The following is a 17,792-nucleotide window of genomic DNA, read 5'->3' as shown; positions in this document are numbered from 1 at the left end:
ATTCCTTACTCGGCATCGGGCTTGGCCACGGGCAGCTCGATGCCCGGGAAGATCTTGATCACCGCCGAGTCGTCCTCGCGGCCGAAACCGGCGCTGGAGGCCTGCATGAACATCTGGTGCGCGGTGGCCGACAGCGGCAGCGGGAATTTGCTGGCGCGGGCGGTATCCAGCACCAGGCCCAGGTCCTTGACGAAGATGTCCACCGCGGACAACGGCGTGTAGTCGGCCTTGAGGATATGCGGCACGCGGTTCTCGAACATCCAGGAGTTGCCGGCGCTGTGGGTGATCACCTCGTACAGGGCGTCGGCATCCACCCCTTCGCGCAGGCCCAGGGCCATGGCTTCGGCGGAGGCGGCAATGTGCACCCCGGCCAGCAACTGGTTGATGATCTTGACCTTGGAGCCCAGGCCATGGGCATCCCCCAGGCGATAGACCTTGCCGGCCATGCCGGCGAGGATCGCCTCGGCCTTGGCGTAAGCGGCGGCCGGGCCGGAAGTCATCATGGTCATCTCGCCGGCGGCGGCCTTGGCCGCGCCCCCGGAGATCGGCGCATCCAGGTAGAGCAGGCCCAGGGCCTCAAGGCGCTGGCCCAAGTCCACGGCGTAAGTCGGGGCCACGGTGGCGCAACCGATCACCAGGCTGCCGGGGCGCAGTGCCGCCACCGCCCCGCCCTCGCCGAACAGCACGCTCTCGGTCTGCTCGGCATTGACCACCACGCTGATGATCACTTCGCACTGCTCTGCCAACTGCGCGGCCGAGGCGCAGGCCACGCCGCCTTCGGCGGCAAACTGCTCGGTGACCGCCGCGCGCACGTCACAGGCGTGCACCTTGAAGCCGCTGCGCAGCAACGAGCGGGCGATGCCCAGGCCCATGGCGCCAAGACCGATGACACCGACATTGTTGTTATTCATGGGGGACTCCAGAGAGGGACCGCAAGCGTGCCGCGCCGCACGGGCGCCGGCCGCAAACCGGACAGGACAGGGAAACCCGGACAGACGGTCCGGCACATGCACAGGGTTGAGTGGCAACAGGCGCGGCCAGCGCAGCCGCGGACCACGGGCACAGGGCCCCTGGGGCAGACGCGGGAGAAGGCAGGAGTGAATCGATCATCGTGGCCATCCTGTTGCTGTTGTTATCAGGTTGAACGTTGGCTGTGACCGATCATCCACCAATGAACGGATTATGTGAAGATATTTTTCAATCTAACATTTTTTAACATCACCATTCCCTGCCCCCCCGCCCCGACTCCCGTGGCCGCCGCTGGTCGGAACGACGCGGTCCGGGCGCCGCGGACTGCTACAACCATTCACAGCCCTGATCTGGATCAGCATTGAGCGCAGGATCCTGGCCGAGGCTCAGGACAGGTGATGGCGGACTGGCGGTAGCGCCCTTCATCGCAACCCCGTTGACGCTCCCCGTGACCAGGGGCTCAATGGCCCACTCGTTATGCTTGGACAAGGATGATTCAACATGGCAAAGATCGAAGTTCTATCGGGCGATTTTCTGCAAGGCGCCGGCGAGTACCGGCACGGCACCTTCAGGCTCAAGACGGTATTCAACAGCGCCGGTGTCGAGGTCAAGGCGTCGGCCTTCAAAAGCCTGGAGATCGCCACTGAAGGCCCCGTCGCCAACAAGGACGCCTTCGGTTATGGCGTGGCCGGCGCCATGCTCCTGGGGCCGGTCGGCGCGATTGCCGGTTACCTGATGGCGGGGACGGAAAACGAAGTGACCTTCATCGGCACCCTCAAGGATGGCCGGCAACTGATGGCCGCCACCGACAGCAACACTTACAAGGACATCTCCCGGCACGTGCTGAATTGATCTTCGGCAAAGTTGTATCAAGTGCTCATGACATCCGGTCGCTGTCATGAGCACTTTTTCATTACCCCTCGTTATATATGCCGGTCTATTGCACTACCCAACTTAGTCGCTTAGCTGAACCTCAGCTGAAACTTCATCGCCGAATACTCTTTCAAGACAATTTAACCTTGACTCCCGGGACCCTCCTGAGTACATTGCGCGGGCCGGGCAAACCGGCCTTTTTTCAACTCACTAAAGAAGCCAATGGACACAGTATCTAGACGCTGTCTGGTCACTGCCGCTGCGCAGCGCCAGGCACCCCTGAACAATGACGGGACTCGACTCCGCGGTCGGGTGAGCTGCGCTAGGGCTTGACGCTCCAACGTAACTTGCCTCCCCGGAACCAGTCCGGTCACGAGGCACGAGTTATGCACTTCACATCTTCTGTAATGCCCGGCGTACGCGCCTTCGCTGCAACCATGCGGGTCCGGCTGTGCCGTGAGCCCAAGGCACTGGCGCGCTCCCCCTTCTCCTCTGTTTCGCCCACACCCGCCACCGCCCTGCGGGCCAATTGGCGCGTCTGCCCGATGACCGGCCAGCTGCAGCAACGCTGGAGCCTGGACGACAGCCAGGAGCCGCAGAGTCGGGGCGCGGCCCTGCTGCGGCAGGCCGGACTGATCTTCGGCCTGTACCTCGGGGCGCGCACTTACCCATAAATCAACGGTCACTTTCCGTTGTTTGCACACAAACTTCTTACTTTGAAGTTTGACGGCACCTTATTGCCTTCTCGTTAATAAAACTTGCTGGAGAAAGTTATGGAAGAGGCCAGTAGTAGGTTCGCTGTCCATTCAACTTCATTGTTTGGGCAGCGAACGTTAAAACCTGAAAAACGCCAAGATCCTAATCGATCGCCAACCTGCGATTCGACATACTTTCGCTCGTCTTTAATTAGTTGAGTGGTCGCTGTGTCGTGCCGCAGTCAGGCGGCAGGAGCACACGCAATGACTGTAAACACCACAACTTCCCGCAACACCAGCGCCACCCGCGACAGCCAAAAACTGTCGATGCGCGCCGCCCGCGAAGCCCAGAACGGCCTGGCCGTGACCCTGGCCAACGTCAACTCCAGCACCGCCGGCCTGACTGAACTGGACGCCGAAGGCCGCCTGCAACGGGATGGCCACAACGAAGTCGCCCATGACCGTCCGCCCCACGCCCTGGTGCAATTGCTGCAAGCCTTCAACAACCCCTTCATCTATGTGCTGATGACCCTGACCGGTATCAGTTTCTTCACCGACTTCTGGCTGCCGCTGCAAGCCGGCGAAGAAACTGATCTGACCGGCGTGATCATCGTCCTGGTGATGGTGCTGGCCAGCGGCCTGATGCGCTTCTGGCAGGAACACCGCTCGGCCAAGGCCGCCGAGGCGCTCAAGGCCATGGTCCGCACCACTGCCGCGGTACTGCGCCGCGAGCAGATGGGCATGCAGGCCCGGGTGCGCGAAGTACCGATGCGCGAACTGGTGGTGGGCGACATCATCCAGCTGTCCGCCGGCGACATGATCCCGGCGGATATCCGCCTGATCGAATCCCGTGACCTGTTCATCAGCCAGGCGGTGCTCACCGGCGAAGCCCTGCCGGTGGAGAAATACGACACCCTGGGCGCCGTGCAGGAAAAATCCGCCCAGGCCCTGGCCGCCGACCAGCAAGACCTGCTGGACCTGCCGAACATCTGCTTCATGGGCACCAACGTGGTCAGCGGCACCGCCACCGCGGTGGTGGTGGCCACCGGCGGGCGCACCTACTTCGGCTCCCTGGCCCGTTCCATCGTCGGCTCGCGCTCGCAGACCGCCTTCGACCGTGGGGTCAACAGCGTCAGCTGGCTGCTGATCCGCTTCATGCTGGTGATGGTGCCCATCGTCCTGCTGATCAACGGCTTCACCAAGGGCGACTGGGCCGATGCCTTCATGTTCGCCCTGGCGGTGGCGGTCGGCCTGACCCCGGAAATGCTGCCGATGATCGTCAGCGCCAACCTGGCCAAGGGCGCCGCGGCCATGGCCAAGCGCAAGGTGGTGGTCAAGCGCCTCAACGCGATCCAGAACTTCGGCGCCATGGACGTGCTGTGCACCGACAAGACCGGCACCCTGACCCAGGACCGGATCATCCTCGAACACCACGTCGACATCAGCGGCAGCCGCTGTGATGCGGTGCTGCAACTGGCCTGGCTCAACAGCCACCACCAGAGCGGCATGAAGAACCTGATGGACCGCGCCGTGGTCAGCTTCGCCGAGGGCAACCCGCACTTCACCCCGCCGGCCGCCTGGCGCAAGGTCGATGAGCTGCCGTTCGACTTCGTCCGTCGGCGCCTGTCGGTGATCCTCGCCGATGCCCGCGGCGATCACCTGTTGGTGTGCAAGGGCGCGGTGGAAGAGATGCTGGAAACCGCCACCCGGGTGCGCCAGGACGGCATTGCCGTGAGCCTCGACGCCGAGCGCCGCGCCGCCTTGCTGCAACTGGCCGAAGACTACAACCGCGACGGCTTCCGCGTGCTGCTGGTCGGCACCCGGGACCTGCCCAAGGGTGAAACCCGCAGCCAGTACAGCGCCAGCGATGAGCGCGAGCTGGTGATCGAAGGCTTCCTGACCTTCCTCGATCCGCCCAAGGAAACCGCCGGCCCGGCCATCGCCGCCCTGCGCGACAACGGCGTGACGGTCAAGGTGCTGACCGGCGACAACCCCATCGTCACCGCGAAGATCTGCCGCGAAGTCGGCCTGGAAGCGGGCGAGCCACTGCTGGGCCGCGACATCGAGCACATGGATGACCAAGTGCTCGGGCGCCTGGTGGAAGAGCGCACGGTGTTTGCCAAGCTCACGCCCCTGCAGAAGTCCCGGGTGCTCAAGGCCCTGCAGGCCAACGGCCACACCGTGGGCTTTCTCGGCGACGGCATCAACGACGCCCCGGCCCTGCGCGATGCCGACGTCGGCATCTCGGTGGACAGCGGCACCGACATCGCCAAGGAATCGGCGGACATCATCCTCCTGGAAAAGAGCCTGATGGTGCTGGAGGAAGGGGTGATCAAGGGTCGCGAGACCTTCGGCAACATCATGAAGTACCTGAACATGACCGCCAGCTCCAACTTCGGCAACGTGTTCTCGGTGCTGGTGGCCAGTGCCTTCATTCCCTTCCTGCCGATGCTGGCGATCCACCTGCTGCTGCAGAACCTGATGTACGACTTCTCCCAGCTGGCCCTGCCGTGGGACAAGATGGACAAGGAATACCTGGCCAAGCCGCGCAAGTGGGACGCCAACAACATCGGGCGCTTCATGCTGTGGATCGGGCCGACCTCGTCGATCTTCGACATCACCACCTTCGCCCTGATGTGGTACGTGTTCGCCGCCAACAGCGTGGAAATGGCCGCCCTGTTCCAGTCCGGCTGGTTCATCGAAGGCCTGCTCTCGCAGACCCTGGTGGTGCACATGCTGCGCACCCGCAAGATCCCGTTCATCCAGAGCACCGCCGCCCTGCCGGTGATGCTGGCCACGGGACTGGTGATGGCGCTGGGGATCTACGTGCCCTTCTCGCCCCTGGGCAGCATGGTCGGCCTGGTGCCGCTGCCGTGGGAATACTTCCCGTGGCTGGTGGGCACCCTGCTCGCCTACTGCGTGGTCGCCCAGACCATGAAGACCCTGTACATCCGCCGCTTCAAGCAGTGGTTCTAAGGGCCTGAGCCCTGGCGCATGCGGTGCAGACCGGATGCGCCAGACACTCAAGATTCACGATGCCACCGTCGGCGCGGCCAGCGCCCCGCCGACGGCGACGCTGTTCGCCCGCAAGGAGCATCGCCATGTATCTCAAGCCTTTTTCCATGCTGCAACGCGGCCTCCAGGCCCTGCTGGTCTGCTGCCTGTGCACCAGCGCCCGCCTGCTCACCCGGGTGAGCATCCGGCTGTATGTGCGCGGCCTGCTGAGCGCCGTTGAAATTCGTTTTCTGCTGGGTTTCAGCGCCGCCCTCACCCGCGCCTCGCTGCGCCTGGCGATTGCCTGAACCTGTCACAGTCCCGGGAGAATACTCATGTCGGGCACCACTCTTCTGATCAACCTGGCCGGGGCCATCGCCCTGCTGCTGTGGGGCTCGCAGATGATCTGCGGATCACTCCTGCGCGGCTTCGGCAGCCCGCTGCGGCACTGGCTCGGGCAACACCTGAACAACCGCTGGCTGGCGCTGCTGTGTGGCGTCGGCATCACCGGCGTGCTGCAAAGCAGCACCGCGGTGAGCCTGATGGCCAGCTCCTTTACCGCCGCCGGCACCCTGGGCCTGGCCCCTGCGCTGGCGGTGATGCTGGGGGCCAACATCGGCTCGACCCTGGTGGTCCAGCTGCTCAGCCTCGACCTCTCGCTGCTGGCCCCGGTGCTGTTGCTGGCGGGCTTCCTGACCTTGCGCCTGCGCGACGACTCGCGCTTTGAAAGCATCGGCTGCGCGCTGATCGGCCTGGGCCTGATGCTCCTGGCCCTGGGCCTGCTCGGCGCCACCCTGGGCGCGGTGGAAAGCACCCCGGTGTTCCGGCTGGTGATGACCAGTCTCGACGGCGACCTGCTGCTGGCCCTGCTGGTGGCGGTGCTGCTGACCTGGATGTGCCACTCCAGCGTCGCGGTGGTGCTGCTGATCGCCTCCCTGGCCGGCACCGGCCTGCTGTCGCCGGCCACCAGCATGGCCCTGGTGCTCGGGGTCAACCTCGGCGGCAGCCTGCCGTCACTGCTCAGCGCCAGCGGCAACGTGGCCCGGCGCCTGCCCCTGGGCAACCTGCTGGCGCGCCTGCTCGGGGTGGCCCTGGTGCTGCCGTGGATTCCCACCCTGGCCCGCCTGGACGCGCTGCAGGCACTGGCGCCGGAGTTGCTGGTGGTCTACCTGCACAGCGCCTTCAGCCTGATCCTGGCCCTGCTGCTGATCGGCTTCACCGAGCCCCTGGGCAAGCTGCTGACCCGGCTGCTGCCGGCCCCCGCCCCGGTCACCGACCCGGGCATGCCGCTGTACCTGGACCAGGCCGGCCTGGAAGTGGCCAATATCGGCCTGGCCAACGCCGCCCGCGAAGCCCTGCGCATGGCCGACATGCTTTCGAGCATGCTCGACCGGGTGCTGCAGTTGTTTCGCACCTCCAACATCGCCCACACCGATCAGGTGCGGCACATCGACCAGTCCCTGGACCTGCTCAGCGCGGCGATCCGCGCCTACCTGGCGGACGTCGGCAAGGAAGGCATCAGTGACCAGGACGCCGACCGCTCCCAGGAGATCCTGCTGCTGGTGATCAACCTGGAGCACGCCGGCGACATCCTCGCCACCAGCCTGGCGCAACTGGCGGTGCGCCGCCTGCGCCGCGGCGAAGCCTTCTCCGAGTTCGAGCTGGGCACCCTGTACCCGCTGCACCAGGAGTTGCTGGACAGCCTGAGCCTGGCCATCACCGTGTTCCTGCGCGAAGACCTGCCCACCGCCCACCAGTTGCTGGCGCGCAAGGAAAACGTGCGGCGCCTGGAAGCCGCCGCCGGCCGCGAGCACTTTCGCCAACTGCGCGAAGACCAGAGCGCCTGGGCCGAATCCGGGGACATCTTCCAGCGCCTGCTGCGCGACTATCGCCGGGTCCACCACCACATCGCCGCCCTGGCCTACCCGGCCCTGGAGCGCGCCGGCGAACGCGACATCGAGCACGGCTACCTCAACGAACCCCTGGCCGACACGCCGAGCACCGAGCACCCGGCGACCGGAGCCAAGGAGGACGCAACATGCGCGTCCTGATCTGCGCCGGCCGCTACTACGCCGACAGCCGCCTGTGCCGCCGGGTCCTGGAAGCCTTCCAGCGCCTGCACGAAGTGCGGGTGGTGATCCACGGCGGCAGCCAGTTCCTCGGTGCCCATATCGAGGACTGGGCCCGGGAAACCGGGGCCCACATCGTCCGCTACCCGCCCAACTGGCAACTGCACGGCAAACACGCCGAGCGCCTGCGCAACAGCTTCATGCTGGCCGACAGCCGCCCGGACATCGTCCTCGCCCTGCCCGGCGGGGAAGACACCGAAGAGCTGCTGGCCCAGGCCCGGGTCCGCGGCATCCAGACCCTGTCGGTGGACGAGCAGTAAACACCCCACGCAGCACCCACCCGCGCCGGCTCCGCAACCAAGCGGTCCGGCGCCCCAACAGAACGAGATCCGCCATGTCCAAACACAGCCCACATCGCTCCTCGCGTTCCGCCTCCTGGGGCCACACCCTGCCTGCCGCAAAAAGCCGCATGCTCAAACGCAACCTGCTGTTCCTGGCCCTCACTGCCGGTGCCACCGCCACCCTGGCCCTGTGCTCCAAGGCCCAGGCCGCCGGCGGCGCCTATGTAGTGGATGACGGCGCCATCAACGCCCCCGGGGAATGCAATGTCGATGTCTGGTACCAGAGCACCCGGCATCAAGGCTCCAGCCACAACAGCGTGATTGCCCCGGCCTGCACCTTCAGCCAACTGCCCTGGGTGCAACTGGGGGCCGCAGTGCAGCGCCAGCAGGCCGACGATCACGGCGAAACCCAGCTCAGTCCGCAGATCAAGGTCCAACTGCTGAACCGCGAAGACCTGGGCCTGCAACTGGCCCTGGCCGGCTCCGCCCACTGGGCCCTGAACCGCAACCACAGCTTCGACGGCGGCGACCTCTCCCTGCCCCTGACCTTCAGCGCCAGCGACAGCCTGCGGCTGAACCTCAATGCCGGCTGGACCCACGCCTACGACGATGGCGAGCAGAACCACCGCTGGACCTGGGGCACCGGTGTGGAATACGACCTGATGCCGAGCCTGACCCTGATTGCCGAGCGCTACGGCCAGCGCGGCGGCGAACAAGGCTGGCAGGCCGGCCCGCGCCTGCACGTGGGGCAGCACCTGGACCTGGACCTGATCGTTGGCCAGCACCTGAGCGAAGACCGCGACCGCTGGCTCACCACCGGCGCGACCCTGAGATTCTGAGGCCCCGACCTTTTCCAATCCCCACCCTCCCTCACCGTAGGAGCTGGCTTGCCAGCGAAGACGTCCGCCCAGGCGGTGCAAGCCTTACGGGCCTCTTCGCCGGCAAGCCGGCTCCTACACGGGAATACGGTGAAACTGGCCACTGTAGGAGCTGGCTTGCCAGCGAAGGCGTCCGCCCAGGCGATGCAAGGCTTACGGGCCTCTTCGCCGGCAAGCCGGCTCCTACGCAGGAACACGGTGAAACTGGCCACGGTAGGAGCTGGCTTGCCAGCGAAGGCGTCCGCCCAGGCGATGCAAGGCTTACGGGCCTCTTCGCCGGCAAGCCGGCTCCTACACGGGAATACGGTGAAACTGGCCACTGTAGGAGCTGGCTTGCCAACGAAGGCGTCCGCCCAGGCGATGCATGACTTACGGGCCTCTTCGCCGGCAAGCCGGCTCCTACAAGGGGATTGGCGGTAGGTGAGGCATCGTTGGGTCCGCTCAGGCTGGGAGGGGGTGCAGGGCTTCGTCGAATTGGTCCAGACGGGGGAAAACCAGCGGTTGTTCGTCTGCAAGATGCTCCAGGCGCTGCCGGTAGCTGTGCAGGAATTGCTCTCGGGCCTCCTGGCTGATGTAGGGCACGTGCCAGGCCACGAACGGTTCCAGTACGTCACAGCCCACATAGGCCAAAGTGCCCCGCAGCAACGGGCGCAACATCTCTTCGAGCGGTCCATGGATCGCACCCTCGCCAAACATGTGCTCGCGCCCGCCCAGGGTCAGGGTCACCAGGGCTTTCTTGCCCGCCAGCCCACCCTGGTCATAGAAGCGCTTGCCGCCATAACACACGCCGGATACCAGCACCCGGTCGATCCAGCCCTTGAGCATGGCCGGCACCGAGAACCAGAACACCGGGAAGTTGAGGATCAACAGGTCAGCCCACAGCAGCTTGTCCAGCTCGCCCTGGATGTCGGCGGCGATGCTCTGGTTCTTCACCCCCAAGCGCTGCTCCAGGGCGTACACCAGATAATCCGGGTTGTCCCGGGCGGCAAAGTCGGCGGCGCTGGCCACCGGGTTCCAGTTCATTGCATATAAATCGCTGACCTGCACCTGATGCCCCTGGGCCTCCAGGGTCCTGCGGGCCTGGTCGCGCAAGGCGGCGGTGAAGGATTGCGGCTCGGGGTGGGCGTGAACGATCAGTACCTTCATGAAGACTCCTCAAACAGTAGGCAAAGTGGCGGGGGCAACGCGGCGGCTCAGGCAGTGCTCGGCGCACTGGGCAATGCGCCGACAGGCTTCGCGCAAGTCATCCGGCTGCAGCACCAGCCCCAGGCGGATATGCCCGGCGGCGCTGGGGCCGAAGGCTTCGCCGGCCAGCACCGAGACGCCCTGCTCGTCCAGCAGGCGCTGGCTGAAGGCCTGGGCGCTGAGCCCGGTGGCGCGGATGTCGACCATGACGAACATGCCGCCGTCGGGCTTCAACGGCCGGGCACCGGGGCAATCGGCCAGGCAGTCGCAGACCAGATCCCGCCGCTGGCGATAGGCCTCGGTCATCTGCCGCAGCTGCGGCAAGGGCTGCTCCAGGGCCACGATGGCGGCGTCCTGGATGAATTCCGGCGAGCCGTAGAGCATGCACAGGGCGAGGTTTTCCAGGTGCGCGGCCAGGGCCGTCGGCGCCACCACCCAGCCCAGGCGCCAGCCGGTCATGGCGTGGGACTTGGACAGGCTGTTGAGGGTCGCGGTGCGTTCGGCCATGCCCGGCAGGCTGGCCGGGCTGACGTGTTCGCCGTCGTACAGCAGCTCGCTGTAGACCTCGTCGCAGATCAGCCACAGGTCATGTTCGATGCAAAGTGCCGCCAGGGCTTCCCAGGTGGCCCGGGGAATGCTCGCGCCGGTGGGGTTGTGCGGGCTGTTGAGCACCAGGGCCCGGGTCTTGCCGGTGATGCGCGCCGCCACCGCCTCGGGCTGCACCCGAAAGCCGTCCTTGGCCCGCACCGGCAGCGGCACCACCTGGGCATTGCAGGCGCCGAACACCGCTTCATAGGTGACGTACATCGGCTCGGCCACTATCACCTCGTCCCCCGGGTCCAGCAGGCACTGGGCCACGCTGTACAGGGCGCACTGGGCACCGGCCAGCACCACCACTTGCTCGGCATCCACCACTTGCCCGCTGCGCTGCTGATGACGGCGGGCGATGGCTTCGCGCAAGGCGCGCTTGCCGCGCACATCGGCGTAATGGGTGTGGCCGGCCTGCAGGCTGTCGATGGCCGCCTGGACGATGGGTTGCGGAGTGTCGAAATCCGGGTCGCCCACCGACAGCAACCAGACTTCCTCGCCACGTTCGCGTTTGGCCAGGGCCCGGTAATGAATGTCCCAGGCGGCGGCGCCGTCTCCGGCAATACGTTGGGTCAGTTGAGAAAAGCGCATGCTCAGGCTCCAGGCAAAATGGGATGGTCAGCGCGCGCAGGCGTGCTTGAGTTCGATCAGGGTCAGGCCATTGCGGGCAAAGCCGCTGCGCAGTGCCTGCTGCAACTCATCGAGGCTGGCGGGCTGGCTGACGCTGCAACCAAAGGCCCGGGCCAGGGCGGCAAAATCCGGATTGCGCGGCAGCACGCCAATGGGCTTGATGTTCAGATCCAGCATGTCGTCGCGGATCTGCCCCAGGGCGTCGTTGTTCCACAGCAGCACCACCAGCGGGCTGTCCAGCTCCTCCACCGCCGTGGCCAGTTCCTGCACCGTGTAGAGAAAACCGCCGTCGCCCACCAGCACCAGCCCCGGGCGCTCGGGGGCACCGAGCTTGGCGCCGATGCCCGCCGGCAAGCCGTAGCCCAGGGTGCCGTAGCCGGTGGGATGCAGCCAACTGCGGGTCGCCCGGCTCGGGTACAGGTAGTTGCCGCTGTAAGCCAGCTGGGTCATGTCGCTGGCGATAAAGCCGTGCTCCGGCAGTTCGGCGGCAATCCGTTGCAGGATCGAGCGGTGGATCTGTTGCAAGGGCCCCTGCCCGTTCTGCACTGCCTGGCGCAGATCGGCCACCGCGTGAATCGCCGCCCCCGCTTCGGCCGGTGTGGGTGGCAAGACCTGGAGCAAGGCGTCCAGGGTGGCGCGGGCATCGCCGTGCAAGGCCACCGCACATGGGTAGAAGTCATTGAACTTGCGCGGGTCGATATCCAGGCGCAGCAGCTCGCCGTTCAGCGGCAGGCGCTCGCGCCAGTAGTCGGTGTCGGCCATCTCGGTGCCCACCGCCAGCACCACGTCGGCCTGAGCGATCAACTGCCAGCCGGGCTCGACACACAAGGTCGCCCCGGCGTTCAGCGGCGCCTCGTCCGGCAGCAGGCCCTTGCCGGCAACGCTGCTGAAAAACACCGCGCCCAACCGGGTGCTCAAGGCCCGCAGTTGCTCGGCGGCGTGCAGCGCGCCACCGCCGGCAATGATCATCGGCCGCTTGGCGTTGCGCAGTGTGTCCGCCGCTAGCTGGATATCCGCCGCCGCAGCCGGGCCGCGAGCCGGGCGCCGCAGCACTTCGCCGGTCCAGTCCCGAGCGACCCTGGCCGCCAGCACATCCAGGGGCACGCTGATGTGCACCGGGCGCGGGCGCTCGCTGTCGAACACGGCAAAAGCCCGGGCGATCAGCTCGGGCAAGTCCTCCGGGCTCAGGGCCAGGGCCGAGAACGCGGTAATCGGCGCGGTAATCGCCCGCTGATCCTGGGTTTCATGCAGCGAACCCCAGCCCTTGCCCAGGCTGGCGCTGTGGTTGACGCTGGAAATCACCAGCAGCGGGATCGAATCGGCATAGGCCTGGCCAATCGGCGTGGCGACGTTGGTCACCCCCGGGCCGCTGATGACGAAACACACCCCGGGCTTGCCACTGACCCGGGCGTAACCGTCGGCCATGAAGCCCGCGCCCTGCTCGTGGCGGGTCAGCACATGGCGAATGCCGCTGCCGGGCAGGCCGCGATACAGCTCCAGGGTGTGCACCCCGGGAATGCCGAACACCGTGTCCACGCCGTAGTTGGCCAGCAGGCGCACCAGGGCCTGGCCACCGGTCAAGGTCTGATCGTGCATGTCTCTCTCCTCAAGCCTGGCCAAGGCGAATCAACGCATCGACCGCGACGGTGCCCTGGGCACCGACCAACAATGGGTTCACATCCAGTTCCAGCAGTTGCCCGGCGTGCTCGCAGGCGTAGTCCGCCACCGCGCCAATGGCCGCCACCAGGGCTTCAAGATCAGCCGTCGGGCGCCCGCGAAAGCCTTGCAGCAAGGCGGCGCTGCGCAGGCTGAGCAGGGCCTGGCGGATCGCCCCTTCGGTGGTCGGCAGCAGCAGGCTGCGACTGTCCCTGAGCAGTTCCACCAGCACCCCGCCGGCACCGATCACCAGGGCCAGAGCGAAGTCGTTCTCGCGCTTGATGCCGACAATCAACTCCGCCAGGGGCGGCGCGGCCATGGGTTCCAGCAACACCCGATCAAAGGCCACACCGGGCGCATGCTCGGCGATCTGCGTGCGCATCAGGCGCAGGGCCGCGCTCAGGGCTTCAGGGTCCTTGAGATTCAGGGCCACCGCCCCGGCCTCGGTCTTGTGCGGCAACTGCGCGCTGACCGCCTTGAGCACCAGCGGATAACCGACAGCGGCCGCCGCGCTCAGGGCCTGCTCGGGGGTGCTCAGCACACCGTCCGGGATGCTCAGGCCGAAGCCGCGCAAGGCCTGCTTGGACTGCCACTCGTCCAGCAGCACATCGCTGCCGTCCAAGGCTGCCGGACACAATGGCACCAGGGCCGATTCCCCCAGGGCCAGCAACGCCGAGCGTCGCTGTTGATAGGCGACGATCCGGCCCCAAGCGGCAAGGCCATCCTCCACCCCTTGCAAGGCGGGAATGCCATGGCCGTGCAAACGCTCGCGGGCGCTGGCCGGCAGCAGTTCGGGAAAGGCCGAAGTGACAAAACCGCGCTTGCCGTGGCGTTGCAGCGCCGCGCAGAACAGCTCCAGCAGCAGGTCGCATTCCTTGCGTTCGCCGGTGAACTCGGCCGGGTAATCCAACACCAGCATGGCGCTGTCGGCCTCGGTCCGCAGTGCCGTATCGAGCATGGCTTGCAAGGCCTGGGCTTCACCCCAGATCGCGGTGGTGAAATCCAGCGGGTTGACCAGATTGGCGTAGCCCGGCAGCACCTGGGCCAGCTCGGCGCATTGCCCGGCATCCAGTTTCGGCAGTTGCAGGCCATTGCGCTCGGCGTAGTCGGCGATCAGCCCGGCATCGCCGCCGGAACAGGCCAGGGCCATCAGCTGCGGGCCGGCCGGCAACTGCCCGCAAGAGGCGGCCTTCAAGGTCTCGACAAAACTCACCGGGCCGCTGACCCGAATCACCCCAAGGCGCTGGAACAACGCGTCGTACAAAGCATCGGAACCCGACAGCGAACTGGTGTGACTCAAGGCCAGTTCGGCGCCGATCTGCGACACCCCGGTCTTCAGGGCAATGATCGGAATGCCCTTCTCCAGGGCCTTGTGCGCCGCCCGGGCAAACCCCGGCACGTTCTTCAGGCCTTCCAGGTGCAGGCCGATGGCCGTGACCCGTGGTTCGTCCAGCAGCACGTCCATCAGCTCGGCAATGCCCAGCTGCGCCTGATTGCCCACCGAGGCCATGTAGGCCACCGGCAGCGAGCGATCGCTCATGGACAGGTTGTAGGCGAAGTTGCCGCTCTGGGTCAGCACCGCCACACCGCGTTCCACGGGTTGACCGCCATGGGCCACCGGCCACAGCGCGGCGCTGTGCAGGTAGTCCAGCAGGCCGTAGCAGTTGGGGCCCAACAGCGCCATGTCGCCTGCGGCCTGGAGCAGTTGCTGCTGCAGGGCCTGGCCCTGGGCGCCGGTTTCGGCAAAGCCCGAGGCGTAACAGATCGCCCCACCCGCGCCCTTGGCCGCCAGCTCCCCGACGCAGGTCAGGGTCAGCTCGCGGTTGGTGGCGACGAACACCGCATCCGGGCCGCAAGGCAGCTGTTCGATGCTGGCCACACAGGGCACGCCATCGAGCTCGGCATGCTGCGGGTTGACCAGCCACATGGGCCCGGCAAACCCGCCTTCGGCGCAGCGCTTGAGGGCCCGGGCCATGCTGCGCCCACCGACGAAAGCCAGATGCCTTGGGGCCAGCAGGCGTTTGAGATTGTCACGCAAGGTCTGGGACATGACGGCAATTCTCCAGGGCGCTCAGCGCATCAGCGGCCGCAGCAGTTCACGAGAAATGATGTGGCGCTGGATCTCCGAAGTGCCCTCCCAGATGCGCTCGATCCGCGCATTACGCCAGATGCGTTCCACCGGGCCTTCGTCCATCAGGCCCATGCCGCCGTAGATCTGCACCGCCTCGTCGGCCACCCGGCCCAGCACTTCACTGGCGAACAGCTTGGCCATGCCGGCCTCGCCGTCGGTCATGCTGCCCTGGTCCATCTTCCATGCGGTGTGCAGGGTCAACAGCTCGGCGGCGCGGATCTGCGTGGCCATGTCCGCCAACTTGAACGACACCCCCTGGTAGCTGCCGATGGCCTGGCCGAACTGCTTGCGGTCCGCGGCCCATTGCAAGGAGGCATCCAGGGCACGCTGGGCCTGCCCCACGCAGTTGGCCGCCACCATCACTCGCCCGGCGGTGAGCCAGGCGTTGGCCACTTCCCAGCCCTTGCCCACCTCCCCCAGCACCTTGTTGGCCGGCACCCGGCAGTCGTCGAAGAACATCTCGAAGGTGTGATAGCCACGGTTGCTCACGCACTTGGGGCCACGGCGGATGGTCAGGCCCGGGGTGTCGCGGTCCACCAGGAACGAAGTCACCGCGTTGCGCTGACGGCCGTTGTGCTCATAGGTGCCGGTGACCGCAAAGACAATGGCGAAATCCGCATGCCCGGCGTGGCTGATGAAGTACTTGCTGCCGTTAAGCACGAAGTCACCGCCATCGCGCACGGCGCGGGTCTTGATCGCATTGGCATCGGAACCGGCGCCGGGCTCGGTCAGGGCGAAACAGTCGACCTTGCGCCCTTGTACGCAGGGCAGCAGGTAGTCGCCGATCTGCGAGCCGGTGCAGGCCATGAGGATTTTCGACGGCCGGGCCACGAACACATGCAGGGCCCAGGAACACTTGGCCAGCTCACGCTCGATCAGCGCCTGGGACAGGTAGTCCAGACCGCCGCCGCCCACCTCCTCCGGCATGTTGAAGGCATAGAAACCGGCGGCGATGGCCTTGCTGCGGATCTCCCCGGCGAGGTCGGCACTGACCTCATCGGCGCGGTCCACCGCCTCTTCGTGGGGCAGCAACTCCTTGCTGACAAAACTGCGAACCGCGTCCACCAGCATTTCTTGTTCTTGGCTGAGTTGGAAATTCATGGCGCTACCTGTGAGTGAGTGACGGTGCAAAAAAAACGTGATCTGACAGGACGATCTGGCGAAAAAACCTTCCCGTAGGAGCCAGCTTGCTGGCGAAGAGGTCCTTGAATAAGGCGCTGTTCTTGCGGGCGCCTTCGCCGGCAAGCCGGCTCCTACAAAATGGGCGCATGGCCCAGGGGCCCTTTCGCCGGCAAACCGAGCGCCGCCCGGCCGCTCCTACAAACCTTGGAAACGTGGCGGGCGTTTTTCCGTGGCGGCGCGCAGGGCTTCGGCGCCGTCGGCACTGCGCCCGCACAGCAGGCCGGCGGCCAGTTCGGCGGCCAACTGCTGCGCCAGGCTGCGGTCGGCGCCCTGGCGGATCAGCTTCTTGGTCTGGGCAAAGGCGAAGGTCGGGCCAGCAGCCAGACGCGCGGCCAGCTCGCTGACGCTGGCGATCAGCTGGTCGTCGGCGCACACCTCGCCCACCAGCCCGGCGGCCAGGGCCCGTTCGGCGCTCCACAACTCATCGAGAAACAGCAGGCGCTTGGCCTGTTCGCTGCCGATCAAGCGCGGCAGGTGCCAACTGGCGCCGGCGTCCGGCGAGTAGGCCATGCTGGTGTAGCCGGCCTTGAACCGCGCCGACTGCGCCGCCACCCGCAGGTCGCAGCACAGGCTCAGGTCCATGCCCGCGCCCACGGCGGTGCCGTTGATGGCGGCGATGGTGGGTTTGTCCAGGCTGTGCAGGCGGGTCATCAAGGCGTGGGCGGTTTCGGTCCAGCCGTAGCTTTCCAGGGCGCCGCGGGCTTCGGCTTCGGCCCATTCCGCCAGGTCGGCACCGGCGCAGAAACTGCGGCCGCTGCCGGTGAGGACCACGGCTCGGACGCTGGGGTCGCTGTTGCAGGTTTCCAACAGGCTGTGCAGCGCTTTTAGGGTCGGGATGTCCAGGGCGTTGCGTTGCGCCGGGCGGTTGAGGGTGATCCAGGCTACGCCGGCTTCGATCCGGCTGAGCAGCGACGATGAATGGGTCATGGGCGTCCTCGAATTATTGTGGTTGGCGTGAGGGGGTGGCTTGAGGGTGATACTAAACGAGTGTTCAACAAGGCGGCAATTGGGGGGCCGGGGGAGCTTTTTGGTTGAATTTTTGAGGTATCCCTTTGTTTTTATTAGGTAAAAATCTGGGTGCTGGGGGTTGTTGGGTGGGGGTTGTTACAACTTCGAACAAGCCTCGACAAAAGTGTGGGTGGGGGAGTTTTTTGTGGCGAGGGAGCTTGCTCCCGCTCGGGCGCGTAGCGGCCGTAAAGCCTGAGGGTGCGGTCTTCCTGGGGTACATATCCGTTGCTGCGGGTGCAGCTACTTAAGGTTTCGCTCTTACAGCGAGTTTGACGGGTACATATCCATTGCTGCGGGTGCGGCCACTTACGGTTTCGCTCTTACAGCGAGTTTGACGGGTACATATCCATTGCTGCGGGTGCGGCCACTTACGGTTTCGCTCTTACAGCGACTCACTTTTGAAGAGCGCAAAAGTGAGCAAAACGCTCCTGCCCCTCCACTCGGTGCCTCGCTTAGGCTCGGCATGCCCTTGTAAGCTAATTTCTACCTGCCTCAGATCGCGGTGCCCTCGGATTTCGAGATCGTGAGTGAGCATGGGTCGAGGCAGGTTCCTTCCTAAATTAGTCCGAACGGTTGCCTGGGCTTAAAGCCCG

The 17,792-nt window shown here is 65.9% G+C and carries 14 protein-coding genes; 7 read left to right on the top strand and 7 right to left on the bottom strand.

Annotated features, from left to right (window positions below):
* Positions 1-5: 5 nt before the first annotated feature.
* Complete coding sequence (ltnD, locus tag GWQ44_RS17505; RefSeq protein WP_275927884.1) at positions 6-911, bottom strand: L-threonate dehydrogenase; 906 nt, start codon at positions 909-911, stop codon at positions 6-8.
* A gap of 559 nt (positions 912-1,470) precedes the next feature.
* Here ltnD and GWQ44_RS17500 point away from each other — a divergent pair.
* The 7 genes from GWQ44_RS17500 (at position 1,471) to GWQ44_RS17470 (ending at position 8,780) form a co-directional block, all read left to right on the top strand.
* Positions 1,471-1,821 carry a hypothetical protein gene (locus GWQ44_RS17500; RefSeq protein ID WP_047304776.1) on the top strand — a complete coding sequence of 117 codons (351 nt, stop codon included), beginning with the start codon at positions 1,471-1,473 and terminating at the stop codon, positions 1,819-1,821.
* Between the two features lie 407 nt (positions 1,822-2,228).
* The gene (locus GWQ44_RS17495; protein ID WP_016965230.1) at positions 2,229-2,516 is read left to right on the top strand and encodes a hypothetical protein; all 288 of its coding nucleotides are present in this window, start codon (positions 2,229-2,231) and stop codon (positions 2,514-2,516) included.
* 285 nt (positions 2,517-2,801) lie between these two features.
* Positions 2,802-5,513: a magnesium-translocating P-type ATPase gene (gene mgtA, locus GWQ44_RS17490; protein WP_275927883.1), complete on the top strand. Its 2,712-nt coding sequence runs from the start codon at positions 2,802-2,804 to the stop codon at positions 5,511-5,513.
* Positions 5,514-5,638: 125 nt separating this feature from the next.
* Positions 5,639-5,839, top strand: coding sequence for a hypothetical protein (locus GWQ44_RS17485; RefSeq protein ID WP_275927882.1), 201 nt, complete (start codon positions 5,639-5,641; stop codon positions 5,837-5,839).
* 27 nt (positions 5,840-5,866) lie between these two features.
* Positions 5,867-7,582, top strand: a complete 1,716-nt coding sequence (locus tag GWQ44_RS17480) for a Na/Pi cotransporter family protein (RefSeq protein ID WP_275927881.1) — start codon at positions 5,867-5,869, stop codon at positions 7,580-7,582.
* Positions 7,570-7,920, top strand: coding sequence for a DUF2493 domain-containing protein (locus GWQ44_RS17475; RefSeq protein WP_016965226.1), 351 nt, complete (start codon positions 7,570-7,572; stop codon positions 7,918-7,920). The genes GWQ44_RS17480 and GWQ44_RS17475 overlap by 13 nt, the downstream gene beginning before the upstream one ends.
* A gap of 74 nt (positions 7,921-7,994) precedes the next feature.
* Positions 7,995-8,780: a hypothetical protein gene (locus GWQ44_RS17470; protein WP_275927880.1), complete on the top strand. Its 786-nt coding sequence runs from the start codon at positions 7,995-7,997 to the stop codon at positions 8,778-8,780.
* 480 nt (positions 8,781-9,260) lie between these two features.
* On the opposite strand, the gene GWQ44_RS17465 is transcribed toward GWQ44_RS17470, so the two are convergent.
* From GWQ44_RS17465 to GWQ44_RS17440, 6 genes are all read right to left on the bottom strand, one after another.
* The gene (locus GWQ44_RS17465) at positions 9,261-9,965 is read right to left on the bottom strand and encodes an NAD(P)H-dependent oxidoreductase (protein WP_275927879.1); all 705 of its coding nucleotides are present in this window, start codon (positions 9,963-9,965) and stop codon (positions 9,261-9,263) included.
* A 9-nt stretch (positions 9,966-9,974) separates the two neighbouring features.
* Positions 9,975-11,183, bottom strand: a complete 1,209-nt coding sequence (locus GWQ44_RS17460) for a pyridoxal phosphate-dependent aminotransferase (protein ID WP_275927878.1) — start codon at positions 11,181-11,183, stop codon at positions 9,975-9,977.
* A gap of 27 nt (positions 11,184-11,210) precedes the next feature.
* Positions 11,211-12,818 carry a 5-guanidino-2-oxopentanoate decarboxylase gene (locus GWQ44_RS17455; protein ID WP_275927877.1) on the bottom strand — a complete coding sequence of 536 codons (1,608 nt, stop codon included), beginning with the start codon at positions 12,816-12,818 and terminating at the stop codon, positions 11,211-11,213.
* 10 nt (positions 12,819-12,828) lie between these two features.
* Entirely contained in the window at positions 12,829-14,928 is a 2,100-nt protein-coding gene (locus GWQ44_RS17450; protein ID WP_275927876.1) for an acetate--CoA ligase family protein, read from the bottom strand.
* Positions 14,929-14,949: 21 nt separating this feature from the next.
* Positions 14,950-16,110 carry an acyl-CoA dehydrogenase family protein gene (locus tag GWQ44_RS17445; RefSeq protein WP_275927875.1) on the bottom strand — a complete coding sequence of 387 codons (1,161 nt, stop codon included), beginning with the start codon at positions 16,108-16,110 and terminating at the stop codon, positions 14,950-14,952.
* A gap of 216 nt (positions 16,111-16,326) precedes the next feature.
* Positions 16,327-17,118 carry an enoyl-CoA hydratase-related protein gene (locus GWQ44_RS17440; protein WP_275927874.1) on the bottom strand — a complete coding sequence of 264 codons (792 nt, stop codon included), beginning with the start codon at positions 17,116-17,118 and terminating at the stop codon, positions 16,327-16,329.
* Positions 17,119-17,792: the final 674 nt, after the last annotated feature.

The sequence above is a fragment of the Pseudomonas sp. 3MA1 genome (assembly GCF_029237275.1).
Lineage (GTDB): Bacteria > Pseudomonadota > Gammaproteobacteria > Pseudomonadales > Pseudomonadaceae > Aquipseudomonas > Aquipseudomonas fluorescens_AP.
Note: the sequence above shows the minus strand (reverse complement) of the source record. Positions and strands in the feature narration are given on the sequence as shown.